The 23593-nt window shown below is 61.9% G+C and carries 21 protein-coding genes and 1 tRNA gene; 18 read left to right on the top strand and 4 right to left on the bottom strand.

All coding sequences use genetic code 11. The annotated features are described in order from the left end of the window. Positions 1-98: 98 nt before the first annotated feature. From PJE01S_RS15695 to rimO, 3 genes are all read left to right on the top strand, one after another. A complete protein-coding gene (locus PJE01S_RS15695; protein WP_157090357.1) occupies positions 99-356 on the top strand; it encodes a transposase in 258 nt (85 codons plus the stop codon). A gap of 450 nt (positions 357-806) precedes the next feature. Next, positions 807-1355 (top strand): polyhydroxyalkanoate synthesis repressor PhaR, encoded by a 549-nt coding sequence (gene phaR, locus PJE01S_RS15700; protein WP_068834584.1) that lies wholly within the window; start codon positions 807-809, stop codon positions 1353-1355. Between the two features lie 84 nt (positions 1356-1439). Then, positions 1440-2858, top strand: a complete 1419-nt coding sequence (rimO, locus tag PJE01S_RS15705) for a 30S ribosomal protein S12 methylthiotransferase RimO (protein ID WP_068834585.1) — start codon at positions 1440-1442, stop codon at positions 2856-2858. Between the two features lie 157 nt (positions 2859-3015). Here the strand turns inward: rimO and PJE01S_RS15710 are convergent. Beyond that, positions 3016-3100, bottom strand: a tRNA-Leu gene (locus PJE01S_RS15710). A 274-nt stretch (positions 3101-3374) separates the two neighbouring features. Here PJE01S_RS15710 and rnr point away from each other — a divergent pair. Continuing rightward, the gene (gene rnr / locus PJE01S_RS15720; RefSeq protein WP_068834651.1) at positions 3375-5750 is read left to right on the top strand and encodes a ribonuclease R; all 2376 of its coding nucleotides are present in this window, start codon (positions 3375-3377) and stop codon (positions 5748-5750) included. 48 nt (positions 5751-5798) lie between these two features. Continuing rightward, the gene (locus tag PJE01S_RS15725) at positions 5799-6362 is read left to right on the top strand and encodes a YggT family protein (RefSeq protein WP_068834587.1); all 564 of its coding nucleotides are present in this window, start codon (positions 5799-5801) and stop codon (positions 6360-6362) included. 17 nt (positions 6363-6379) lie between these two features. Here PJE01S_RS15725 and PJE01S_RS15730 read toward each other — a convergent pair whose 3' ends face one another. The 3 genes from PJE01S_RS15730 to PJE01S_RS15740 form a co-directional block, all read right to left on the bottom strand. Beyond that, complete coding sequence (locus PJE01S_RS15730; RefSeq protein ID WP_068834588.1) at positions 6380-7915, bottom strand: NAD(P)H-hydrate dehydratase; 1536 nt, start codon at positions 7913-7915, stop codon at positions 6380-6382. An 89-nt stretch (positions 7916-8004) separates the two neighbouring features. Continuing rightward, positions 8005-9264 carry a D-amino acid dehydrogenase gene (locus PJE01S_RS15735; RefSeq protein WP_068834589.1) on the bottom strand — a complete coding sequence of 420 codons (1260 nt, stop codon included), beginning with the start codon at positions 9262-9264 and terminating at the stop codon, positions 8005-8007. 127 nt (positions 9265-9391) lie between these two features. Then, on the bottom strand, positions 9392-10753 hold the full coding sequence (locus PJE01S_RS15740) for an amidase (protein ID WP_068834590.1): 1362 nt from the start codon (positions 10751-10753) through the stop codon (positions 9392-9394). 148 nt (positions 10754-10901) lie between these two features. Here PJE01S_RS15740 and rpsB point away from each other — a divergent pair, with 148 nt between their 5' ends. The 13 genes from rpsB (at position 10902) to lpxA (ending at position 23579) form a co-directional block, all read left to right on the top strand. Beyond that, a complete protein-coding gene (gene rpsB / locus PJE01S_RS15745; RefSeq protein ID WP_068834591.1) occupies positions 10902-11654 on the top strand; it encodes a 30S ribosomal protein S2 in 753 nt (250 codons plus the stop codon). Positions 11655-11788: 134 nt separating this feature from the next. Then, a complete protein-coding gene (tsf, locus tag PJE01S_RS15750) occupies positions 11789-12703 on the top strand; it encodes a translation elongation factor Ts (RefSeq protein ID WP_068834592.1) in 915 nt (304 codons plus the stop codon). Between the two features lie 63 nt (positions 12704-12766). Beyond that, positions 12767-13477, top strand: a complete 711-nt coding sequence (gene pyrH, locus PJE01S_RS15755; protein ID WP_068834593.1) for a UMP kinase — start codon at positions 12767-12769, stop codon at positions 13475-13477. Positions 13478-13546: 69 nt separating this feature from the next. Beyond that, a complete protein-coding gene (frr, locus tag PJE01S_RS15760) occupies positions 13547-14107 on the top strand; it encodes a ribosome recycling factor (protein WP_068834594.1) in 561 nt (186 codons plus the stop codon). A gap of 113 nt (positions 14108-14220) precedes the next feature. Then, positions 14221-14964, top strand: a complete 744-nt coding sequence (gene uppS / locus PJE01S_RS15765) for a polyprenyl diphosphate synthase (RefSeq protein ID WP_068834595.1) — start codon at positions 14221-14223, stop codon at positions 14962-14964. After that, entirely contained in the window at positions 14964-15818 is an 855-nt protein-coding gene (locus tag PJE01S_RS15770; protein WP_068834596.1) for a phosphatidate cytidylyltransferase, read from the top strand. The genes uppS and PJE01S_RS15770 overlap by 1 nt, the downstream gene beginning before the upstream one ends. 9 nt (positions 15819-15827) lie before the next feature. Then, positions 15828-17015: a 1-deoxy-D-xylulose-5-phosphate reductoisomerase gene (ispC, locus tag PJE01S_RS15775; protein ID WP_068834597.1), complete on the top strand. Its 1188-nt coding sequence runs from the start codon at positions 15828-15830 to the stop codon at positions 17013-17015. Between the two features lies 1 nt (position 17016). Further along, complete coding sequence (gene rseP, locus PJE01S_RS15780) at positions 17017-18393, top strand: RIP metalloprotease RseP (protein ID WP_068834598.1); 1377 nt, start codon at positions 17017-17019, stop codon at positions 18391-18393. Between the two features lie 13 nt (positions 18394-18406). Continuing rightward, positions 18407-20707 (top strand): outer membrane protein assembly factor BamA, encoded by a 2301-nt coding sequence (gene bamA, locus PJE01S_RS15785; RefSeq protein WP_068834599.1) that lies wholly within the window; start codon positions 18407-18409, stop codon positions 20705-20707. Beyond that, positions 20707-21213: an OmpH/Skp family outer membrane protein gene (locus PJE01S_RS15790; RefSeq protein WP_068834600.1), complete on the top strand. Its 507-nt coding sequence runs from the start codon at positions 20707-20709 to the stop codon at positions 21211-21213. The genes bamA and PJE01S_RS15790 overlap by 1 nt, the downstream gene beginning before the upstream one ends. A gap of 47 nt (positions 21214-21260) precedes the next feature. Next, positions 21261-22316 (top strand): UDP-3-O-(3-hydroxymyristoyl)glucosamine N-acyltransferase, encoded by a 1056-nt coding sequence (lpxD, locus tag PJE01S_RS15795; RefSeq protein ID WP_068834601.1) that lies wholly within the window; start codon positions 21261-21263, stop codon positions 22314-22316. Next, the gene (fabZ, locus tag PJE01S_RS15800; protein WP_068834602.1) at positions 22313-22753 is read left to right on the top strand and encodes a 3-hydroxyacyl-ACP dehydratase FabZ; all 441 of its coding nucleotides are present in this window, start codon (positions 22313-22315) and stop codon (positions 22751-22753) included. Before lpxD ends, fabZ begins: the two co-directional genes overlap by 4 nt. Before the next feature lie 13 nt (positions 22754-22766). Next, positions 22767-23579, top strand: coding sequence for an acyl-ACP--UDP-N-acetylglucosamine O-acyltransferase (lpxA, locus tag PJE01S_RS15805; RefSeq protein WP_068834603.1), 813 nt, complete (start codon positions 22767-22769; stop codon positions 23577-23579). Positions 23580-23593 lie beyond the last annotated feature (14 nt).

Here is a 23593-nt window from a genome sequence, read left to right on the forward strand (position 1 = left end):
CTCCAGGTGCAGTTACCCGATGTGAGACAGTATCTGCATGAAACAGATAAGCCTTGGCACCACGGGATTCGAGCTGTTCAACAAGAGGACGCGCAAATGTGAGTGACCTTGCCTCGAAACGTGGATCCCATATTGGCAGCCCCCGCCACCCTATTCGCCTGATGGTGGGCCTGCAACTGCTCAAGCACAGCAGCAATCTGTCTGACGAGGAAGTTGTGGCCATCTGGGTGGAGAGCCCGTACTGGCAACACTTCTGCGGCGCACAGTACTTCTGTCACAACTTTCCCATCGAGCCGAGCCTGATGACAGGCTTTCGCAAACGCCTTGGTGAATCATTCATCCCGGGCCTGACGTGAGTGCGGGCCTGGCTGCGGTTTTGGGGCTAAATCTGGGGCTAATGGGGCGTTTCCAGGCGGTTTGTGAAGGGCCTTCTACACTCTGTACGGGGATGCCCGGAGGGTGGTTCGAGTCCAATCGCGCCTACCAAACATAGCCTTGAAATCTGCATGAATATTGCGGTTTCAAGGCTTTTTTGTTTCTGCGCTCATTCGTTGATCAAGGGACCGCCACAATCTTTGGCATTCTGCCTGCATTAAGCCCCCTGGTTGTTGGGCATGGAGCCAGCTGTCACCCCGGCCGTTGTGCCTTTTCTCCCCTTCATTGATCGCAGGGTAAACCAAGGGATTTGTGTGCAGCCGGACTTCTTAGAATGTATCGAATCCTGTCGCTTTGACGCAGGTCGTCATTCAGAGGAGTAGTTCGTGCATAAAATCAAATCCACCCGTCCGAAATCCAGCGGGTCATCTGTGCCAGACAGTCCGCCTGTAGGTCCCATTTCTGGCGACAAGGCTGGGGCGCCTCGGATCATCAAAAAGTACCCGAACCGGCGACTCTACGACACCGAAACGTCGACCTACATCACGCTCACCGAGATCCGGCAACTGGTGATGGACAGCGCGCTGTTTGTGGTGCGCGATGCCAAAACCAATGAAGACCTGACACGCAGCATCCTGCTGCAGATCATTCTGGAAGAAGAAACGGGTGGCGCACCGATGTTTACCGAAGCCGTGCTGGCCAATATCATCCGGTTTTATGGCAATGCGATGCAGGGCTTTATGGGGGCCTACCTGGAGAAAAACGTCCAGACCTTCATGGACCTGCAGGTCAAAATGGCCGAACAGTCCAAGGGCTTGAGCCCGGAAATGTGGGCGCAGTTCATGAATGCGCAGTCGCCCATGATGCAGGGCATGATGGGCAACTATGTGGAGCAGTCCAAGAATGTCTTTACCCAAATGCAGGAGCAGATGCAAAAGCAAAGCGAGCAGCTTCTGTCGGCATTTGGCCTCAAGCGCTGATCACGGGCTGGTGGCCGCAGGCCCGTTCAGGGCCATACAAGGCCTTACAACCCTTATCTGGCCTGCTCTGAGACAATAGGGGTTATGAGCGATGTTCTTTCCCCGATCCCCCTTTCTCCCGGTTCCGCTGTAAAACCCACGCCGCGCGTGGGTTTCGTCAGCCTGGGTTGCCCCAAGGCGCTGACCGACTCCGAGTTGATCCTTACGCAACTCAGCGCCGAGGGTTACCAGACCTCCAAAACCTTCGAGGGCGCGGATCTGGTGATCGTCAATACCTGCGGTTTCATCGATGATGCCGTCAAGGAAAGCCTGGACACCATTGGTGAGGCGCTGGCCGAAAACGGCAAGGTGATCGTCACAGGCTGCCTGGGTGCCAAGGCCGGCGAGGGTGGCGGCAATCTGGTGCGTCAGATGCACCCCAGCGTACTGGCCGTGACCGGCCCGCATGCGACGCAAGAGGTCATGGATGCGGTGCACCTGAACCTGCCCAAGCCGCATGACCCGTTTATTGATCTGGTGCCGAATGCCTTTGGCGTTGCCGGTATCAAGCTCACACCCAAACACTATGCCTACCTGAAGATCAGCGAAGGCTGCAACCATCGCTGCACCTTCTGCATCATTCCATCCATGCGCGGCGACCTGGTGTCCCGGCCCATCGGCGATGTGCTGAACGAGGCGCGTGCCTTGTTTGAGGGCGGTGTCAAGGAACTGCTGGTGATTAGCCAGGATACTTCTGCCTACGGTGTGGATGTGAAATACCGCACCGGTTTCTGGGATGGCAAGCCGGTCAAGACCCGTATGCTGGAGCTGGTCCAGGCGCTTGGAGAGATTGCCGAGCCCTACGGCGCCTGGGTGCGTTTGCACTATGTGTATCCCTACCCGAGCGTGGATGAAGTATTGCCTCTGATGGCCACGGGCAAGGTGTTGCCTTATCTGGATGTGCCTTTGCAGCACAGCCATCCGGATGTGCTCAAGCGCATGAAGCGGCCGGCCAGTGGCGAAAAAAACCTGGAGCGCATTGCGCGCTGGCGCGAGATCTGCCCCGAGATTGTGATCCGCAGCACCTTCATTGCCGGCTTTCCGGGAGAGACCGAAGCCGAGTTCGAGCACCTGCTGGATTTCATGCGTGAGGCCAGAATTGACCGTGCCGGTTGTTTTGCCTATAGCGCGGTGGAGGGGGCGACGGCCAACGACATTCCCGGCATGTTGCCGCTGGAATTGCGCGAAGAGCGGCGTGCCCGCTTCATGGCCGTAGCCGAAGCAGTCTCCAGCCAGAAGCTGCAGCAGCGCGTGGGTGCCACCATGCAGGTGCTGGTGGATTCCGCTCCGGCGCTGGGCCGAAAAGGCGGTACCGGTCGCTCTTATGCCGATGCGCCGGAGATCGATGGTGTGGTCAAGCTGCTGCCGCCCGAGAAAATCAGCAAGACACTGAAGGTCGGTGAATTTACCCGGGCCCGCATTGTCGGCGTCCAGGGCCACGATCTGGTGGCGCTGCCCATCTAAAGGTTTTGAGAATCAAGAGGCTTCGGCTACCCTGTGATTTTTGACAGGGCGGTGCGAAGCCTTTTTGTTTTGATGGAATACGTTTTTTGTAAACGCATGCGGAAAAACAAAAAGGCCACTGTTTTCACAGTGGCCTTTTATCTCTTCTGAGTGTTTTTGGTGCCCGGGAGAGAACTCGAATCTCCACATCTTGCGATACACGGACCTGAACCGTGCGCGTCTACCAATTCCGCCACCCGGGCATGCATGCAGTGTACCATCACCTGAACGCCTTTACGGGGAGGAGCTTTGAAATATTTCAAATTTCTGGCGAAATTTCAATGCGCTGAGACAGCGCTCGCAGGCCCTGCGCCGAAATCCCCGAACCATCCGGATCTTCATCAACGGCCTCATGGATTGGCGACACATGGTTTTCATTGATCGCGGCTAGTATCAGGTCCAGTATGCTTCTGAAAAACTGAATCCTGGCGAGCCAATAGCCTATATTCAAGTCCGTGGTTCAACAAGGTGTTGTTCATGGCATCTCAAGAAAAGAGACTTCTTATCAAAACAATTCATTCAACCTCTGCTGTATCGTCCGGACTTCTCGCTGAATTCGAGGGGACGGTTTCCGGCCATCGTGACGGCCATGGTTTTGTTCTGCGCGATGACGGCGAGGCTGATATTTATCTGCCGCCCAACGAAATGCGTGCGGTGCTGCACAAGGACCGTGTCAAGGCGCGCATCGTGCGCCATGACCGGAAAAACCGCCCCGAAGGCCGGGTGACCGAGATCATTGAACGCTCGTCCAACCCCATCATCGGCCGCCTGTTGCTGGAAAGCGGTGTCTGGCTGGTTGCACCCGAGGACAAACGCTACGGCCAGGATGTGCTGATTCCGAAAGGCGCGACCGGCAGCGCCAAGGCCGGCCAGGTCGTGGTGGTTCAGCTGACCGAGCCGCCTGCGCTGTTTGGCCAGCCCGTGGGCCGCGTCAAGGAAGTGCTGGGTGAAATCGACGACCCGGGCATGGAAATTGAAATTGCCGTGCGCAAATACGGCGTACCGCATGAATTCAGCGATGCGGCACTGGCCCTGGCCCGCACCTTGCCGGATGCGGTGCGGCCCGCCGACAAGAAACATCGCGTGGACCTGACCGACGTGCCGCTGGTCACCATTGACGGTGAAGATGCCCGCGACTTTGACGATGCGGTGTACTGCGAGCCGGCCAAGGTGGGGCGCGGCAAGGGCTGGCGCCTGCTGGTGGCCATTGCCGACGTCAGCCATTACGTGGAGACCGGCAGCGCCATCGACATCGATGCCTACGACCGGGCCACCAGCGTGTATTTCCCGCGCCGCGTGATCCCCATGCTGCCGGAGAAACTCTCCAACGGCCTGTGCTCGCTCAACCCCAATGTCGAGCGCCTGTGCATGGTGTGCGACATGCTGGTCAACGCCAAGGGCGAGATTCACGCCTACCAGTTCTACCCGGCCGTGATGTTCAGCCAGGCGCGTTTTACCTACACCGAAGTGGCCGCGATACTGGCCAATACGCGGGGCCCGGAAGCTGCGCAGCGCAAGGCGCTGGTGCCGCATCTGCTGGATCTGCATGATGTCTACCAGGCCCTGCTCAAGGAGCGGGGTGAGCGCGGTGCGGTGGATTTTGAAACCACCGAAACCCAGATTGTTTGCGATGAAGCCGGGCGTATCGAAAAAATCATGCCGCGCACCCGCAATGCGGCGCACCGCCTGATCGAGGAAGCCATGCTGGCGGCCAATGTGTGCTCGGCCGATTTCATCGCGCAGAGCAAGCATGTGGGCCTGTTCCGCGTGCACGAAGGTCCGACGCCCGAGAAAATGGAGATGCTGCGCAACTACCTCAAGGCAAGCGGCATCGGCATGACCATCAGCGATGACCCGCAACCGGGCGAGTTCCAGCGGATTGCCCTGGCCACCAAAGACCGGCCGGACGCGCAGCAAATCCATTCCATGCTGCTGCGCTCCATGCAGCAGGCGATTTACACGCCCATGAACGGCGGTCATTTTGGTTTGTCCTACGAGGCCTACACGCACTTCACGAGCCCGATCCGCCGTTATCCTGACCTGCTGGTGCACCGCGTCATCAAGGCGATCCTGAAGAAGACCAAGTACCAGCTGCCGGTGTTGCCCACGCCGGGCGAGGCGGTAGCCAAGCTCTCCAAGCGGCTGGCCTCCCGTGTCCAGGAACCCAGCGAAAAGCCCAGGAAAGCCAGCGCTGACCAGCTGGCCTGGCAGGCTGCCGGCCTGCATTGCAGCGCCAACGAGCGCCGCGCCGACGAGGCCAGCCGGGACGTCGAGGCCTGGCTCAAGTGCAAGTACATGCGCGAGCATCTGGGCGAGGAATTTGGCGGCGTGGTGACAGCGGCGACCGGCTTTGGCATCTTTGTGACGCTGGACGCCATGTATGTGGAAGGACTGGTGCACATCACCGAGCTGGGCGGCGAATACTTCCGCTTTGACGAAGCGCGCCAGGAGCTGCGCGGCGAGCGCACCGGCATCCGCTATGCGATCGGCACGCGGGTCCGGGTGCAGGTCAGCCGCGTTGACCTCGATGGCCGCAAGATTGACTTCCGTCTGGTGAACGAGGGTGAGGCACTGCTGGGCCGGGCCATGAAGGACAAGACCGGTGGCCATTCGGCCGAGCTGCCCGCCCAGGAGCGCGCTGGCAGCACTGCAGGTGCGCGTGCCGGCAAAGGCGGCGGCAGGGGGGCAGGCAAGCGTTCGGAGCCGCGCCTGGAGGGTCATAGCGCCAGTCCGGCCAGCAAGGACAGAACGGCTAACGGAGCGCCCAGGTCGCCGATTCAGGCGCTCAAGGCCGCGGTCAAGAAATCAGCCAGCAATGCCAGCCGCAAGCAGGGCAAAAAGCCCCGTCGCTAGGATGATCCTGACGCCTGTTTCCCCTTTTATTTGCAAGTACAGGACGCTATGCTGACCCGGATTTTGGCCTTTTTGCTGGAGACTGTTTTTTTCGTGCTGATTGCCTCGGCGCTGCTGCGTGCCTGGATGAACTGGGTGCGGGTCAACATGATCGCGCAGCCGGGGCGCTTTGTCATGGCCCTGACCGACTGGCTGGTCAAGCCGATGCGGCGCCGCCTGCCCAAGTCCCTGGCCCAGTCGCGGGTGGACTGGGCGAGTGTGTTCGGCGCGGTCTTGCTGGCACTGGCCTATGCCCTGTTGTGGGGGCTGCTGTTTGGTCTGCTGCTGGGCGCTGCCGACTTCAGTTTTGCCCCAACGGCCTTGCTGACCATGCTGGCCTTTGCCCTGAAGATGCTGGTTCGGGTGACGCTGCAAACCCTGTTCATTCTGGTGCTGGGTTATGCCATCCTGTCCTGGGTCCAGCCCGGCTCACCGGCCTATGGCTTGCTGGGCCGCCTGACCGAGCCCTTGCTGACGCCACTGCGCCGCGTGATCCCCACGGTGGGCGGTGTCGACCTGTCGGCGCTGGTGCTGCTGGTGGTGCTGCAAATCGGCATGATGGTATTCGTCTAGGGCTGGTTTAGGGCCTTTTAAAGCGCGGCCAGCGCTGACGCCGTCAGGGCCTGTCCGGGCCGCTGGCTCGCCCACGCATCGGCCCGGCGGCCATGCGCAAACACCGCGCCGCAGGCCGCCTCAAACGCCTCCAGCCCGCCGGCCATATAAGCCCCCAGCATGCCGGCCAGCACATCGCCGGTGCCGGCCGTGGCCAGCAAGGCATTACCGCTGGCGTTGACCATGGTTTCGCGGCCCGGGGCGGCGATGACGGTTCCCGAGCCCTTGAGCGCCACCACGCACTGAAACCGTTGCGCCAGCTCTCTGGCGGCCGCCAGGCGGTCGGCCTGCACCGCCGCGGCCGTGCTGCCCAGCAGTCGCGCGGCCTCCAGCGGATGGGGCGTCAGCACCGTGCTGTAGGCGCGGCCATGCCGGGCCTTCAGCTGGGTTTGCAGTTGCGTATCGTTGGCGATGGCATTGAGGGCGTCCGCATCCAGCACGGCCCGCGCCGCCGTTGACAGCAGCTTGGCGATGACGCTTTTGACGGCTTCGCCGCCACCGCAGCCGCAGACCACGACCTGGCGCTTCAAATCCAGGGCGTCGGGTGCGCGGAACATGAGTTCGGGTTGCAGCAGGTCCACGGTCGGACCGGCCTGGCCGAGCAAGGCCACAAACACCCGGCCCGCGCCGGCATGCAGGGCCGCGCGGGCGGCCAGCAGGGCCGCGCCTGTCATGTGCGTCGTGGCCGCGGTGCCGGATTGGCCACCCAGAACGGCGACATCGCCAAAACTGCCTTTGTGGCTGGCGTGCGCGGCCTTCCGGCGCGGCGGCTGGGCCGCGCGGTCCGCGCCCAGCAGCCAGGCGCAAGGCTCCGGCGTGGCTGCGGGCTTGACCCCCAGGTCATCGAACCACACCTGGCCAGCGCCGTCCCGGCCGCTGGCCGTGAACAGCCCGGCCTTCAGCGTCAACAGGCTTAGGGTGAAAATGCCTGCAGCCCTTTCCGGATGGGCACAAGCAGCTATTGATTTGGTAGCGACTGCTGAAGACGAAAAACCCGTGTCGGCATCCAGTCCGGTCGGCACATCCACCGCCAGCCGCAACGCCTGGCTGGCCTGCATCAGCGCCAGCCACTGCCGCATCAGCGCGCTGCCGGCGCGGTGGGGGTCCAGCCTCGCGCCGATGCCTAGCAGGGCGTCTATGCAGACATCAAAATCCTGCGGCGCCTCGGTCGCCAGGGTCACGCCGGCGGCCAGGGCGCGCACACGGGCGGCCTGGGCGTCCGGCGGTTCGGCCTTGCCGCCGGGCAGCCCGGTCCAGGTCACGAGCACCGTTTTGCCCCACTGGTGCAAATGCAGCGCGGCCTCAAAACCATCGCCCCCGTTGTTGCCGGGCCCGCAGGCGATCCAGATGCGCTGGGCATGGGGCGCGAGCGCCAGCGCCAGGCGCGCCACGGAAAGACCGGCCCGCTGCATCAGCGTGTGCGGCGGCAGGCTGGCCGCGGCCTGCTGTTCAATCTGCCGGGTTGCGGCCACGCTGTAAAGCGGCAGGCTGAGGGCGCTGGAGATTTTTTGCATCAGACGATTGTGGGCTCTTATGGCACTTTCAGCTGATGTGCCATCAGAAAGAGAAAGGCGAGCAAGAACGTGTGGCCGAGGCGGCGCGTTCAGCGCAGGCGGCCGGCGTCCAGGCCTTCCATGTCGATCTCCGCGGGCCTGTCCGCCATCAGGTCGGCCAGCGCCCGCGCACTGCCGCAGCTCAGGGCCCAGCCGCTGGCGCCATGGCCGAGGTTGAGCCAGAGGCCGGGGATGCCGCTGTTGCCGACGATGGGCGGCCCGTCGGGCAGCATGGCGCGCGCGCCTTTCCACTCCTGCACGCTGCCGTGGGCATTGGCGTGCTGCGTGGCGCCGGGAAACCAGTCCTGCAGGACCTTGTACAGGGTCTGGATGGCGGCGGCGCGCTTGCGTTCCGGCGAGCCGCCGATTTCCGCGCCGCCGGCCACGCGCACGCGGTTGCCCAGGCGGGAAATGGCCACCCTGTAGCGCTCGTCCATCAAGGCGCTGCGCGGTGCGTTCAAGGGTTCGCGAATCGGTGCGCTGAGGGAGTAGCCATGGACGGCGGCCAGGGGAATCTTCAGGCCCAGCGGCCTGAGGAGTGGGGCCGAGGCCAGGCCGGCACACATCACTAGCCGGTCAAAGGCGCGCGGCAGGTTTTCGCCTGCTATCAAAATACTAGCTGGCTGCGCCCGTTCCAGTTGGGCTACCGTCGTATTGAATTGGAAATTGACGCCGATGCGCTGGGCTTCGTTCTTCAGCAGCAGCGCAAACTGCCGGCAGTTGGCCACTTCGCCCTCGGCCAGCTGCACGGCGCCCAGAAATTCGGTGTCGGGGTTGAGGGCGGGCTCGATCTGCCGCACCTCCACGGGACTGATCTGCCTGAAGGCCACGCCGGCGTCGCGCAGCCGCTGCAGGCCGGGCTCGATCAGCTGGCCGTCCTTTTCCGAACGCAGCAGCAGCATGTAGCCGGGGCTGCGCTCGTAGTCGAGTTGCAGCTCGGCCGTCAGCTGGTGCAGCCTTTCGCGGCTGTAAAACGCCAGGCGCCGCAGCCGCGCGTGGTTGGCCAGATAGGTTTCCGGCTGGCAGGCGTGAAACCACTTCCACATCCAGGCCAGCTCGCGGGCCGACAGGGGCAGGCCGAGCTTGAGCGGCGCATGGCGGCTAAGGAGCTGGCCGAGCAACTTGCCGGGCATGCCGGGCGCTGCCCAGGGCGTCACGTCGGCGGGCGCGACGATGCCGGCGTTGGCAAAACTGCTTTCTTCGGCCGCGGCGCTCCGGCGCTCAAAGACGGTGACTTCGTGCCCGTCCACCGCCAGTTCATAGGCGGTGGTGATGCCGATGATGCCGGCGCCAATGACGGCGACTCTCATGCGGCGACCCCGGTCGGGGCGGTGCCGGGTGGGAAGTCGGGCGGGATGAGGTTCTTCATCGTTTCAATTCGTTTGATTTGTGCATAAAATGGCCTGCCAGCCCAATGGTAGAAGGCGCAGCAGGCTATTAATTTTGTAGCGAATGGTGGAGTGCGGTTTCCACCTGGCAGGCCAGGTCCAGCAGCGTGTCGTCGCGCAGCGCCGCGTGCCAGAGCATCAGGCCCACGGGCAATTGGTCGGGCGTGTGGCAGGGCAGTGAAATCGCGCAGCCGTCCAGCATGTTCACCACGGCGGTGTTGCGCAGCAGCAGCCCGTTGATGCGGAAAAACTCGTCATCATCTTTCAGCACGCTGGCAATGGACGGCGCCACGATGGGCACGGTGGGCGAGAGCACGGCGTCAAAGGCGCTCAGGCGGGCCTCCATGCGCGCCATCCAGGCTTGGCGTGCCGCCAGCAAGTCGATGTAGTCGGCGGCGCTCATGCGGGCTCCCCGCAGAATGCGTTGCGCCACCCGGGGGTCGTATTCGGCCTGGTGTCTGGCAATCAGGGTCCGGTGCCAGGCGTAGCTCTCGGCGGCCGACAAGCCGCCGGTGGCGTTGATCCCGGCCAGATCGCCGATTTCTTCCAGCGCAATTTCCTCGATGCGCGCACCGGCCTGGCGCAGCACCCGCAGGCTGCGCTCGAAGGCCTGGGCCACGCTGACGCTCAGCCCGTCCTGCATTTGCGTGCGTGCCACCGCGAAGCGGCAGGATGACAGGGGCTTGCCCGCGAGTTCCACGCGGCGCGCCGCCAGCACCTCGTGCACGGTGATGGCGTCGCGGACCGAGCGCGTCAGGGCGCAGACGGTGTCCAGGCTGGTGGACAGCGGCAGGGCGCCTGCGGTCGGCACCAGGCGCGCCGTGCTTTTGAAACCCACAATGCCGCACAGCGCGGCGGGGATGCGGATGGAGCCGCCGGTGTCGGAGCCCAGGCCTACCAGGGCGGCGCCCGTGGCCACGGAAACGGCGGCGCCTGAGGAGGAGCCGCCGGGAATCCGCGCGGTGTCCGGATCGGCCGGGTTGGCGGGGGTGCCGTAATGCGGGTTGATGCCGACGCCGGAAAAGGCAAACTCCACCATATTGGTGCGCCCGGCGATCACGGCGCCGGCCGCGCGCAATCGCGCCACGGCCGGGCAGTCCGCACGGGCTGCGGCCGCGCCGATCAGCACCGTCGAGCCGGCCAGGGTGGTTTGGCCCGCGACGTCAAACAGGTCCTTGACCGAGACCGGAATTCCGGCCAATGGCCGTTGGGGGTCGCTAAAGGCCGCGGGGGGCGGCACTTCGGCCTCAAGCAGCGGGCTTTGCGCCGGCCCCGGCATGAAGACATGGCGGCAAGCGTCGCTTTGGGCGACGGCCGCCGCCCGCTGGAAGATTTCTTCGGGGCTGGTCTGGCCGGTTTGCAGGGCCTGGCGGGTGGCCTGAAGGTCGCCGGGTGGGGGGAGCTGGCTCATGGGCGGGGGATGTTATACTCGAATGGCTTTGTGAATGACGATTTTGTTGTTTGCAAGGTAAATCGCAAATCAGCCACTCATCAAGGTGCTGCCCGGAATGTTTCCGGACAGTAAGCGCTGATTTTAGACACAACCTTTGGAGTTTTATATGTCGACAAGCATGCGTGAAATGCTGGAAGCTGGCGTCCACTTTGGTCACCAAACCCGCTTCTGGAATCCCAAGATGGCCCCTTACATTTTTGGCCATCGCAACCGTATTCACATCATCAACCTGGAAAAATCGCTGCCGATGTACCAGGACGCGATGAAGTTCGCGAAACAGCTGTCCGCCAACCGCGGCACCATCCTGATGGTGGGCACCAAGCGCCAGGCGCGTGAAATCGTCGCCGCCGAAGCGCAGCGCGCCGGTGTGCCTTATGTTGACCAGCGCTGGCTGGGCGGTATGCTGACCAACTTCAAGACGGTCAAGACCTCGATCAAGCGCCTGAAGGAAATGAAGGCCCAGCAGGAAGCCGGCCTGGATTCCATCAGCAAGAAGGAACAGCTGACCTTCAAGCGCGAAATCGAAAAGCTCGAAAAAGACATTGGCGGCATTCAGGACATGAACGCATTGCCGGATGCCATCTTCGTGATCGACGTGGGTTTCCACAAAATCGCGGTGCTGGAAGCCAAGAAGCTGGGCATCCCCCTGATTGGCGTGGTTGACTCCAACCACTCGCCTATCGGCATTGACTACGTGATCCCCGGTAACGATGACTCGTCCAAGGCCGTGGCCCTGTATGCCCGTGGTATCGCCGATGCGATCCTGGAAGGCCGTGCCGATGCCATGAACAACGTCGTCAAGGCGGTGTCGGCTGAAGGTTCGGATGAATTTGTGGAAGTGGAAAACGCCGCAGCCTGATAGCTTTGGCGCTGCGCCGGACGCGAAAAAGGGGCTCGCGTAGCCCCTTTTTCACAACCTGAAGATACGAAGAGCGGGGCGGGTGCGAGCTTTGCATCTGCTCGAAGTCAATACGACAAACGGAGAATCAAAAAATGGCTATTACTGCAAGCATGGTCGCTGAACTGCGCGCCAAGACCGACGCCCCCATGATGGAGTGCAAAAAGGCACTGACCGAAGCCGAGGGCAATTTTGAAAAGGCCGAAGAAATCCTGCGCGTGAAACTGGGTAGCAAGGCCGGCAAGGCCGCTTCCCGCGTGACGGCTGAAGGCGTGGTGGCCCTGGCCCGCGAAGGCGATGTCGCCGCGCTGGTCGAAATCAACTGCGAAACCGACTTCGTCACCAAGAACGACAGCTTCCTGGCTTTTGCCAATGCCGTGGCTGAAGGCATCGTCAAGCACAACCCTGCCGATGTGGCTGCCGTTGGTGGCCTGCCGCTGGCCATGGAAGGTTTTGGCCCGACGCTGGAAGACGTGCGCAAGGGCCTGATCGGCAAGATCGGCGAAAACATGAGCGTTCGCCGTTTCAAACGTTTCGCGGGTGGCTCCGTGGCTTCTTACCTGCACGGCACGCGCATCGGTGTGGTCGTGGAGTTTGACGGCGACGAGACCGCCGCCAAGGATGTCGCCATGCATGTGGCAGCGATGAAGCCTGTGGCCTTGTCCAGCGCTGAAGTTCCCGCCGAACTGGTCGCCAAGGAGCGCTCCGTGGCTGCCGCCAAGGCCGCTGAAGATGCCGCCGTTGCGCAAGCTGCCGGCAAGCCTGTCCAGTCCGATGAAATCGTCGCCAAGCGCATCGAAGGCGGCGTTCAGAAGTACCTGAAGGAAGTCAGCCTGTACAACCAGACTTTCGTCAAGAACGACAAGCAGACGGTTGAGCAGATGCTTAAAGAGAAGGCCACCAAGGTCAAGTCCTTCACGCTGTTCGTGGTGGGCGAAGGCATTGAGAAAAAGGTTGACGACTTCGCTGCTGAAGTCGCCGCCCAGGTCGCCGCAGCCAAGTCTGCGTAAGCATTTCAGTCCAGCCGGAAGGCCGCTAAACTTTACAACCAACCCAACCACGAAAGCCCTCACATGCCAGCCTACAAGCGGATCTTGTTAAAACTGTCAGGTGAGGCCTTGATGGGGGATGATGCCTTTGGCATCAACCGCGCCACCATCGTGCGCATGGTGGAAGAAATTGCCGACGTCACCCGCATGGGTGTCGAAGTGGCGGTGGTGATTGGCGGCGGCAACATCTTCCGCGGTGTGGCCGGCGGCTCGGTCGGCATGGACAGGGCCACCGCCGATTACATGGGAATGCTGGCCACGGTGATGAATGCCCTGGCCTTGGGCGACACCATGGACAAGGCCGGCCTGATCGCCCGTGTCATGTCGGCCATTGGCATCGAGCGCGTGGTCGAGCCTTATGTCCGCCCCAAGGCCCTGCAGTACCTGGAAGAGGGCAAGGTCGTTATTTTCGCGGCCGGCACCGGCAACCCGTTTTTCACCACCGACACGGCGGCCGCTTTGCGCGGCGCTGAAATCGGTGCTGAAATCGTCCTGAAGGCCACCAAGGTCGACGGCGTGTACACCGCGGATCCGAAGAAGGACCCGTATGCCACACGTTACGGCAGCATCACTTTTGATGAGGCCATGGGCAAAAACCTCGAAGTCATGGACGCCACCGCCTTTGCGCTGTGCCGTGACCAGAAGCTGCCCATCAAGGTATTCAGTATTTTCAAGCACGGGGCGCTCAAGCGCGTGGTGCAGGGCGAAGACGAAGGAACCCTGGTTCACGTCTGACCTTGGCCATGGTCCGTGCGCTGCACTTTTGCGCACCCTATTTGCACCTAGAAATCCGGAGATTCGATCATGAGCATTGTTGAAGTCAAGCAGCTTGCCGAACAAAAGATGCAGCAGTCCGTGGAATCGTTCAAGCACAACCTGACGAAAATCCGCACTGGCCGCGCCAACCCGGGCTTGCTCGACACCGTGCAGGTGGAGTATTACGGCTCCATGGTGCCTATCAGCCAGGTGGCCAACGTGGCCTTGCTGGATGCCCGCACCATCAGCGTCTCGCCCTGGGAAAAAGGCATGGGCGCCAAAATCGAAAAAGCCATTCGCGATTCCGATCTCGGGCTGAATCCCGCATCGCAGGGCGACCTGATCCGCGTTCCCATGCCGGCCATGACCGAAGAGCGCCGCAAGGAATTGACCAAAGTCGTGCGCGCCGAAGGCGAGCATGCCAAGGTGGCCATTCGCAACCTGCGCCGCGATGCCAATGACGGTGTCAAGAAGCTGGTCAAGGACAAGCTGGCCTCCGAAGATGACGAGCGCCGTTCGCAGGACGAGATCCAGAAGTTCACCGACCGTTTCATTGCCGAGGTCGACAAACTGGTCGCCGGCAAGGAACAAGACATCATGGCGGTTTAAACATAGTGCCCCCACGCTTGTCACTTCGTGTACTGCGCTGCCCTCCGAGGGGGCCGTGCTTGCTTGGGGCGGCCCGGCGCGGCGCGCCCTGGCTCGCGCGCTGACCCTTACCCATGGCCACCACTCCCCGTCCTCTCGTCCCGCACCATGTGGCCATCGTCATGGACGGCAATGGCCGCTGGGCGACCAAACGCTTTTTGCCGCGCATCGCCGGCCACAAGCAGGGCGTTGACGCACTGAGCCGCTGCGTCAAGGCCTGCCTGGAGCGCGGCATCGGCGTGCTCACGGTCTTTGCCTTCTCCTCTGAAAACTGGAACCGCCCCTCGGACGAAGTGTTCGGGCTGATGGAGCTCATGGTCCTGTCCTTGTCCAGGGAAGTTCCCCGCCTCAATGCCAATGGTGTGCAGCTTCACTTCGTGGGCGACCGCCAGCGGCTTTCCGAAAAAGTCCAGGCGGGTCTGGCACAGGCAGAACTCGATACGGCGGGCAATCGGCGCCTGATTCTCAACGTGTGCTTCAACTACGGCGGCCGCTGGGATATTGCCCAGGCCGCCCAAAAGCTGGCCAGCCGCGGCGAAGCCATCACCGAGCGCTCGCTCGATGGTGCGATGGCCCTGGCGCATGTGCCGGATCCCGATTTACTGATTCGTACCGGCGGCGAACTGCGCATCAGCAATTTTTTGCTGTGGCAGGTGGCGTACTCCGAGCTGCATTTCACTGACAAGCTCTGGCCCGAATTTGACGAGGCGGCGCTGGACGAAGCGATTGCCGTCTTTCGCACCCGCGAGCGCCGCTTTGGCAAGACCTCGGCGCAGGTCAGCGGGGATAAGCACAACCAGAATGACAAGGCCGCCTGATGCTGAAGCAGCGTGTGATCACGGCGATTGTCCTGCTGGCCATATTGTTGCCGGCGCTTTTTTACAAGACGCCGGTTCCTTTCTGCGGCGTGGCCCTGGTGTTGATTGCCGCCGGCGGCTGGGAGTGGGGGCGTCTGAATAAACTGGGGCAAATCGCCTCTGTCGGGCTGGCCGTGGTTTGCGTGATGGCCTGCGGCATGTCCTGGTACGGCGGCTGGCTGGCAAAGCCCTTGCCCATGCTCTGGGCTGGCGCGGGTGCGCTCTGGGTGCTGGCCGGTGGCTGGCTGCTGCGCAACGGTGTGGCGGGTTGGCCCCGCATTCCGAAGGCGCTGCGCGTGGTCGGCGGTCTGCTGGCCTTGTGGCTGGCCTGGCTCGCCATTGCGCGGGCGCGTGTGGTGGGGGTCGAGTTTTTACTCTCGGTGCTGCTGCTGGTCTGGGTGGCCGATGTCTTTGCCTACTTTGCCGGCCGCGCCTTCGGTGGGCGCTTCAGCAAGGGCAAACTGGCGCCGTCCATCAGTCCCGGCAAAAGCTGGGAAGGTGTGTGGGGCGGAATGGCCGGTGTGGTCGTGCTTTCGCTGGCCTGGGTTTCGCTCGGCGGATCCGGCTCCGGCTTTCTGGCGGGACAGACGCTTTACAGGCGTCTGGCCGAGCAGCATGGCATCGCGGTGATGCTGTTGGCGGTCATCTTTCTTGCGGCCATGAGCGTGGTCGGGGATCTGGTCGAGTCGCTGATCAAACGCAGCGCGGGCGTGAAAGACTCCAGCGGCCTGTTGCCAGGCCACGGCGGGGTGCTGGACCGCGTGGACGCCTTGTTGCCCACCTTGCCGCTGGCGCTGATGCTGGCCACTTTCTAGGTTTGTTGCATGAATTTCAAGAAGCAGCGCGTGACGGTTCTGGGTTCCACGGGCTCCATCGGCGTCAATACCCTGGATGTCATTGCCCGCCATCCTGAGCGTTTCGAGGTGTTTGCGCTCAGCGCCGCGACCCAGGTCGACCTGATGCTGGCGCAGTGCGCGCAATTCAAGCCGCAGTACGCCGTGATGGTGAGCGAGCCGCAGGCCCGCCTCCTGGCTGAAAAAATCAAGGCAAATGGGCTGGCTGTCCAGGTGCTATGGGCGCCTGATGCTCTTGAAATGATAGCGTCTCACGAATTGGTGGACACCGTGATGGCCGCCATTGTGGGGGCTGCCGGTTTGCCGCCCTGCATGGCGGCGGCCAAGGCGGGAAAGCGCCTGTTGCTGGCCAACAAGGAGGCGTTGGTGGTGGGTGGCGAGGTGTTCATGCGGGCCGTGCGCGCCGGCGCTGCGCAGCTGCTGCCCATAGACAGTGAACACTCGGCCATTTTTCAGTCCTTGCCGGAAGATCCTGCGACCTGGATGGAGCGGGTCGAGAAAATCATACTGACCGCCTCGGGCGGCCCGTTTCGGACCCGGGAGCCTGCCAGCCTGCGTCATGTCACGCCCGATGAAGCCTGCGCGCACCCGAACTGGGTAATGGGCCGCAAGATCTCGGTGGATTCGGCCACCATGATGAACAAGGCCCTGGAGGTCATTGAGGCAAAGTACCTGTTTGGCCTGGCGCCGCAGCAAATTGAGGTGGTGATTCACCCCCAGAGCATCATTCACTCCATGGTGCAGTACCGTGACGCCTCGGTCGTCGCGCAACTGGGAACGCCTGACATGCGGGGCCCGATCGCCTATGGTCTGGCATGGCCGGACCGGATCACCTCGGGCGCCAGGGCGCTGGATTTTTCTGCCTTGGCCGCGATGACTTTTGAGCGGCCGGATGATGCGCGCTTTCCCGGCCTGCCGCTGGCCTGGCAGGTGTTGAATGCGCCCATGGGCAGCACGGCAGTGCTCAATGCGGCGAATGAAATCGCCGTGGCGGCTTTCCTGGACAAGCGAATCCGCTTTGACCATATTCACCAGGTCAACCATGCCACTTTAGATGCCGTGGCGGTCTCCGGTGTGAACGATATCGAAGGCCTGCTCGCGCTGGATGCGCGGGTGCGCCTCGTTGCCGCTGAAATCGCAAAACGTCTGGAGACCTGACATGCTGACGCTGGTTTCTTTTGCGGTGACGCTGGGCATACTGATCTCCGTGCACGAGTATGGCCACTACCGGGTGGCGGTGGCCTGCGGCATCAAGGTGTTGAAGTTTTCCATCGGCTTTGGCAAGCCCATCTACACCTGGCGGCTCAAGAACAAGTCCACGGAATTTTCCATCGGCATGCTGCCGCTGGGCGGCTACGTCAAGATGCTGGACGAGCGCGAGGCTCCGGTCGACCCCGCGGAGCGCCATCTGGCCTTCAACACCCAGCCCCTTAAATCCCGCGCGGCCGTCGTGGCTGCGGGGCCTGCGGCCAACCTGCTTCTGGCCGTGCTGATCTACGCCGTGCTCAACTGGATAGGTTTGCAGGAGCCCAAGGCCGTTCTGGCCAGTCCCGTGGCGGGTTCGCTGGCCGAGAAGGCCGGCCTGCGTGGTCGCGAAACCGTCCAGCAGGCGGCTTTCGATGGCGAGGAGCTGCAACCGGTCCGCTCCTTTGAAGACCTTCGCTGGCGGCTCACGCAGGGCGCGCTCGATGGCCGCGATGTGCAACTGATGCTGGGTGGTGACCCGGAAGCTTCCACGCGAATGGTCGTGCTGGAGCTCAGCAAACTGGGTGCGGCCGAAGCCGACGCGCAGTTGTTCCGGACAATTGGCATCCTCGGGCCATGGACCTCGCCGGTGATGGGGGAGATCATGGCGGGGAGTGCGGCTGAAAAATCCGGTTTGCGTGCAGGTGATGTGGTTCAGCGCGTGGGCGATGCGGTGATTGTGGATGGACAGCAGTTGCGCGAACTCATACGGACCTCTGCGCGATCCGCCGGCGGGAGCGCTGCCGCCGTGGCGCCGCAGCGCTGGCAAGTCCTGCGGGCCGGCCAGCCCTTGACGCTGCAAGTCACCCCCGAACTCAAGCAGGAGGGCGGAGTGGCGGTGGTCCGCATCGGTGCCTATGTCGGTGCGCCACCGGAGTTCGTGACGGTGCGTTACGGACCGCTGGATGGCTTGTGGCAGGGCGCTGTTCGCACCTGGGAGGTTTCTCTGCTCACGCTCAAGATGATGGGGCGAATGCTGATCGGAGAAGCCTCCCTCAAAAATCTGAGCGGGCCACTCACCATCGCGGACTACGCCGGAAAGTCGGTGAGCCTGGGCTGGACAGCCTATCTGCTGTTTTTGGCCCTCGTTAGCGTGAGTCTCGGCGTCTTGAATTTACTCCCGCTGCCGGTTTTGGATGGTGGGCACCTGATGTATTATCTTTGGGAATGGGTCACTGGTCGCGGCGTGTCTGACGTCTGGATGGACCGCTTGCAACGCGTTGGCGTTGCGATCCTGCTGGGCATGATGTGTATTGCCCTTTTCAATGATGTCACCCGGCTTTTGGGCTAATTCCAACCACTTCATGCAAAAACAATTCAATCGTTTCAAAGTTCGTGCGGTCTGCGCCATTGCCGCCGGTTTGCTAGTAGCCAATGCCGCATGGGCAGTAGACCCTTTCACGGTTCGGGACATTCGGGTGGAGGGCCTGCAACGGGTTGAACCCGGAACGATTTTTGCCTCGCTCCCCTTTCGTGTTGGTGAGACTTACAACGACGACAAAGGCTCCACGGCCATCCGCGCGCTGTTCGGCCTGGGCCTTTTCAAGGACGTGCGGCTGGAGGTCAACGGTGACGTGCTGGTGGTGATCGTCGAAGAGCGTCCTACCGTGGCCGACGTGGATTTCGTCGGCGCCAAGGAATTCGACAAGGACGTGCTTAAAAAAGCACTGAAGGACGTGGGTATCTCGGATGGCCAGCCTTTTGACAAGGCGCTGGCCGACAAGGCCGAGCAGGAACTCAAGCGTCAGTACATCAACAAGAGCCTGTACGGTGCCGAGGTGATCACGACCGTGACGCCGATTGAGCGCAATCGTGTGAACCTGACCTTTAGCGTCGTCGAAGGCGATGTCGCAAAAATCAAGGAAATTCACATCACCGGCAACAAGGCATTCAGCGAATCCACGCTGCTGGGCCTGTTCGACCTGGACACCGGCGGCTGGCTGAGCTGGTACACCAAGTCGGACCGCTATTCCCGGACCAAGCTCAATGCGGATATTGAGACCCTGCGCTCCTATTACCTCTCGCGGGGCTATCTCGAGTTCAAGGTGGACTCGACCCAGGTGGCGATTTCCCCTGACAAACAGAGCATTGCGGTCACCGTCAACATCACGGAGGGCGAGCGTTTCGTGGTGTCGGGTGTGAAGCTCGAAGGCAATTACCTGGGCAAGGAAGAGGAATTCAAAACCCTGGTGGCGATCAAGCCGGGAGCGCCTTACAACGCCGACCAGGTCGCCGAAACGACCAAGGCCTTTAGCGACTACTTTGGTACTTTTGGCTTTGCCTTTGCCCGGGTAGAGGCGGTACCGGAAATTGACCGGGTCAATAACCGTGTGGCGTTTGTGCTGCAGGCCGAGCCCTCGCGCCGGGCCTATGTGCGGCGCATCAATGTGGCGGGCAACAACCGCACGCGTGACGAGGTGGTGCGCCGGGAGTTCCGTCAGTTCGAGTCGTCCTGGTACGACGGCGACAAAATCCGTCTTTCGCGTGACCGCGTGGACCGCCTGGGCTTCTTCAACGAGGTGAATATGGAGACGCAGGAGGTGACCGGCACGGCTGACCAGGTCGACGTCACCGTGAATGTGGTTGAAAAACCCACCGGCAATTTGCAACTGGGCGCCGGCTACTCCACGGCTGACAGCCTTTCCCTGGTGTTCGGCATCAAGCAGGAAAACGTTTTCGGCTCGGGCAACTACCTGGGTATTGAGGTCAATACCAGTAAATCCAATCGCCAGCTGGTTTTGAGCACGATTGATCCTTATTTCACGGCCGACGGCATTTCCCGCAGCATTGACGTGTATGACCGCACGTCCTCGCCCCTGAACGGCCAGGGGGGTGACTACAAATTGAAAACGCGGGGTGCCAGCATTCGTTTCGGGGTTCCCTTCACCGAAACGGACACGGTTTATTTCGGCAGCGGCTATGAGCGCTTGACTATTGTGCCGGGGACGCTGCTTCCCGTCAGCTATCAGGACTACGCGAATCAGTTCGGCCTCACGAGCAGTTCCATTCCCTTGACCGTGGGCTGGTCGCGCGATAGCCGGGACAGTGCGCTGGTGCCTACGTCGGGGCGCTACCAGCGCGTCTACGGCGACTGGGGCGTGGCCGGCGATATCAAGTTCGTACGCGTCAATTACCAGATCCAGCAATACATTCCACTCAACAAGCAGTTCACGATTGCCCTGAACGGTGAGTTGGGTTGGGGCAAGGGCCTCAACGGCCAGCCTTTCCCGCTCTTCAAGAACTTCTACTCCGGCGGTTTGGGCTCTGTGCGTGGTTTTGAACAGAGCTCTCTGGGCCCCCGCGACTCGTCAGACCTGGCCACCGGCGCGCCCAAGAAGCTGACGCTCAATGCCGAGCTCGTCGCCCCGTTTCCGGGGGCGGGCAATGACCGTACCCTGCGTGTGTACGGTTTTGTGGATGCGGGTAACGTGTTTAAAGACAGCTACAGCCTGAACGGTCCGGATGGTCTTCGCGCATCGACCGGTCTTGGCATCAGCTGGATTTCCCCAGTGGGTCCTCTTCGTCTCGCCTATGCCGTGCCTCTGCGAAAACAGCCAGGCGATAGAATAGAGCGGTTGCAATTCCAAATCGGTACATCTTTCTAATGAAGCATTATTCAAGCAAAATTGTCCTGGGCCTCGTCATCGCATTGGCAGGTTTTTCCGCCAGCGCGCAGGAGTTCAAGGTTGGAGTTGTCAACCTCGACCGGATTTTCCGCGAAGCCAATTCGGCCAAGGCGGCCCAGACCAAGCTGGAGCAGGAATTCAGCAAGCGCGAGAAGGAGTTGAACGATCTCGCCACCCAGCTGAAAACGCAGTCCGACAAGTTCGAGCGCGAAGCGCCCACGCTGGCTGAAAGCCAGCGCGTGGCCCGCCAGCGGCAACTGGTCGATCTGGACCGGACCTTCCAGAACAAGCGCCGCGAATTCCAGGAAGATCTGAGCGCCCGTAAAAACGAAGAGCTTCAGCAAGTGATTGAGCGCGCCAACAAGGTCGTCAAAACGCTGGCTGAAACCGAGAAGTACGACCTGATCCTGCAGGAGTCGGTGTACGTGAACCCCAAGCATGACATCACCGACAAGGTGATCAAGGCGCTGAACGCCTCCCGTTGATTGCGGGTGTTCACCACGCACGTTGACGTAAAACTGGCAGGCGCAGTGTGACGCTCCGTCTTGCCGACATTGTTCAGTCTTTGGCTGCCAGGGTGGATGCCGAGCTGCTCGGCAACCCTGATATTCTGATAGAGCGCCTGTCCACGCTGGACGGCGCCGGTCCCCGGGACCTGACATTTCTGAGCCACCCCAAGTACCTCGGCAAGCTGGCGCAGTCTGCCGCTGCCTGCGTCGTGGTCTCCCCCGCAGTCCGTGAAGCCGCCATGCGCCGCGGGGCCTGTATCGTGGCGGATGACCCCTACCATTACTTTGCGCTGATCACCCAGCTCTGGAAACAGCGTCATTTTCCGCCTCCGGCACCCCACATCCATCCCAGCGCCTTCATTGATCCCGGCGCGACGCTGGCCCCCGGCGTCTCCATCGGTGCGTTCGCCTGCATCGGGGCCGGCGCCATGATTGGCGCGGGTGTACGCATCGCCGAGCATTGCGTCATCGGCGCGCAGGTGGAAATTGGCGCCGATACCCGGCTGTCGGCACGCGTCACGGTGGCCGACGGTTGCCGCATGGGTGAGCGCTGCATTGTTCATCCCGGCGCAGTCATCGGTGCGGATGGCTTCGGCTTTGCGCCGCATGAGGGCGAGTGGGTCAAGATCGAGCAGCTGGGCGCGGTGCACATCGGCAATGATGTGGAAATCGGCGCCAACACCTGCATCGACCGCGGCGCCTTGCAGGACACCGTGCTGGAAGACGGCGTCAAGCTCGATAACCTGGTGCAGATCGGCCACAACGTCAGGGTCGGCAAGCACACCGCCATGGCCGGTTGTGCCGGCGTCGCGGGCAGCGCAACGATTGGTGCGCATTGCACGGTCGGTGGTGGCGCCATTGTGCTGGGACATCTGAGGCTGGCCGACCATGTGCATGTGTCGGCGGCCAGCGTGGTGACGCGATCCATTCTGAAACCCGGACAGTACACCGGGCTCTTTCCTATCGACGACAATGCGGCGTGGGAAAAAAATGCGGCCACGCTCAAGCAGCTCCACAGTCTGCGCGAGCGACTCAAGCTGACAGAAAAATCACTCTCACAAATTCTAGAAAAATCATGATGGACATTCACCAAATTCTCAAGCAGTTGCCGCACCGCTACCCGATTCTGTTGGTCGACCGTGTGCTCGAAGTGGAAAAAGGCAAAAGCATCAAGGCACTCAAGAATGTCACGATCAATGAACCGTTTTTCATGGGGCATTTTCCGCACCATCCCGTGATGCCGGGTGTTCTTATTCTTGAAGCCATGGCACAGGCCGCGGCGCTGCTGGCATTTGAAACATTGGGCGTGACACCCGACGACAAGACGGTGTACTACTTTGCCGGCATCGACGGCGCCCGTTTCAAGCGTCCCGTCGAGCCCGGCGACCAGCTGATCATGGATGTGACGCTGGACCGCATGAAAGCCGGCATCTTCAAATTCAAGGGTGTCACGCGCGTGGGTGACAACATCGCCTGCGAGGCCGAACTGATGTGCACCATGCGCACCATTGCCTGAGCGCGGGCCTCACATGACATCGCCAGTCGCTGCGCCGGGCATTCATGCCACGGCGCTTGTTGATCCACAGGCCCAGCTGGACAGCTCGGTCAGCGTGGGCCCGTACACGGTCATCGGTCCCCACGTCAGGGTAGCTGCGGGCACCAGCATTGGCGCCCACTGCGTGATTGAAGGCCACACCACCATAGGCCGTGACAACCGGATTTTCCAGTTCAACTCGCTGGGCGCCATTCCGCAGGACAAAAAGTACGCGGGCGAGCCCTGCGAGCTGGTGATTGGTGACCGCAACACCATCCGCGAGTTTTGCACCTTCAACATCGGCTCGCCGGGCGACAACGGCGTCACGCGGGTCGGCCATGACAACTGGATCATGGCCTATGTGCATCTGGCGCACGACTGCGTGGTGGGCAACAACACCATTTTTGCCAACAACACGCAGCTGGGCGGACATGTGCATGTGGATGACTGGGCCATACTGGGCGGCTTCACGGTGGCGCACCAGTTCGTCAGAATCGGCGCCCACAGCTTTACCGCCATGTGCTCGCTGCTGTTTGCCGACCTGCCGCCTTTTGTGATGTGCCAGGGCCAGCCGGCCCAGGCGCGATCCATGAATTTTGAGGGCCTGCGCCGCCGTGGTTTCTCGGCGGAGCGCATTTCAGCCGTCAAGGCCATGCACAAGGCGCTGTACCGCGACGACCTGACGCTGGAGCAGGCCAGGGCACGCATCACAGAACTGACTGAAAAACACCCCGAGTCGGCGCCGGACGTGCAGATGATGCTCTCATTTTTGCAGCAGACATCGCCGCAACGCGGCATCGTCCGGTAGGCGCTCATGTCGGT

Origin of the sequence: Polaromonas jejuensis NBRC 106434 (genome assembly GCF_001598235.1) — a bacterium.
GTDB classification, from domain to species: Bacteria; Pseudomonadota; Gammaproteobacteria; order Burkholderiales; family Burkholderiaceae_C; genus Polaromonas; species Polaromonas jejuensis.

Coding starts and splice junctions, on each gene's coding strand:
- rimO (WP_068834585.1), top strand. CDS start 1,440: ATGAGCGATGTTCTTTCCCCGATCCCCCTTTCTCCCGGTTCCGCTGTA.
- rnr (WP_068834651.1), top strand. CDS start 3,375: ATGGCATCTCAAGAAAAGAGACTTCTTATCAAAACAATTCATTCAACC.
- PJE01S_RS15725 (WP_068834587.1), top strand. CDS start 5,799: ATGCTGACCCGGATTTTGGCCTTTTTGCTGGAGACTGTTTTTTTCGTG.
- PJE01S_RS15730 (WP_068834588.1), bottom strand. CDS start 7,915: ATGCAAAAAATCTCCAGCGCCCTCAGCCTGCCGCTTTACAGCGTGGCC.
- PJE01S_RS15735 (WP_068834589.1), bottom strand. CDS start 9,264: ATGAGAGTCGCCGTCATTGGCGCCGGCATCATCGGCATCACCACCGCC.
- PJE01S_RS15740 (WP_068834590.1), bottom strand. CDS start 10,753: ATGAGCCAGCTCCCCCCACCCGGCGACCTTCAGGCCACCCGCCAGGCC.
- rpsB (WP_068834591.1), top strand. CDS start 10,902: ATGTCGACAAGCATGCGTGAAATGCTGGAAGCTGGCGTCCACTTTGGT.
- tsf (WP_068834592.1), top strand. CDS start 11,789: ATGGCTATTACTGCAAGCATGGTCGCTGAACTGCGCGCCAAGACCGAC.
- pyrH (WP_068834593.1), top strand. CDS start 12,767: ATGCCAGCCTACAAGCGGATCTTGTTAAAACTGTCAGGTGAGGCCTTG.
- frr (WP_068834594.1), top strand. CDS start 13,547: ATGAGCATTGTTGAAGTCAAGCAGCTTGCCGAACAAAAGATGCAGCAG.
- uppS (WP_068834595.1), top strand. CDS start 14,221: ATGGCCACCACTCCCCGTCCTCTCGTCCCGCACCATGTGGCCATCGTC.
- PJE01S_RS15770 (WP_068834596.1), top strand. CDS start 14,964: ATGCTGAAGCAGCGTGTGATCACGGCGATTGTCCTGCTGGCCATATTG.
- ispC (WP_068834597.1), top strand. CDS start 15,828: ATGAATTTCAAGAAGCAGCGCGTGACGGTTCTGGGTTCCACGGGCTCC.
- rseP (WP_068834598.1), top strand. CDS start 17,017: ATGCTGACGCTGGTTTCTTTTGCGGTGACGCTGGGCATACTGATCTCC.
- bamA (WP_068834599.1), top strand. CDS start 18,407: ATGCAAAAACAATTCAATCGTTTCAAAGTTCGTGCGGTCTGCGCCATT.
- PJE01S_RS15790 (WP_068834600.1), top strand. CDS start 20,707: ATGAAGCATTATTCAAGCAAAATTGTCCTGGGCCTCGTCATCGCATTG.
- fabZ (WP_068834602.1), top strand. CDS start 22,313: ATGATGGACATTCACCAAATTCTCAAGCAGTTGCCGCACCGCTACCCG.
- lpxA (WP_068834603.1), top strand. CDS start 22,767: ATGACATCGCCAGTCGCTGCGCCGGGCATTCATGCCACGGCGCTTGTT.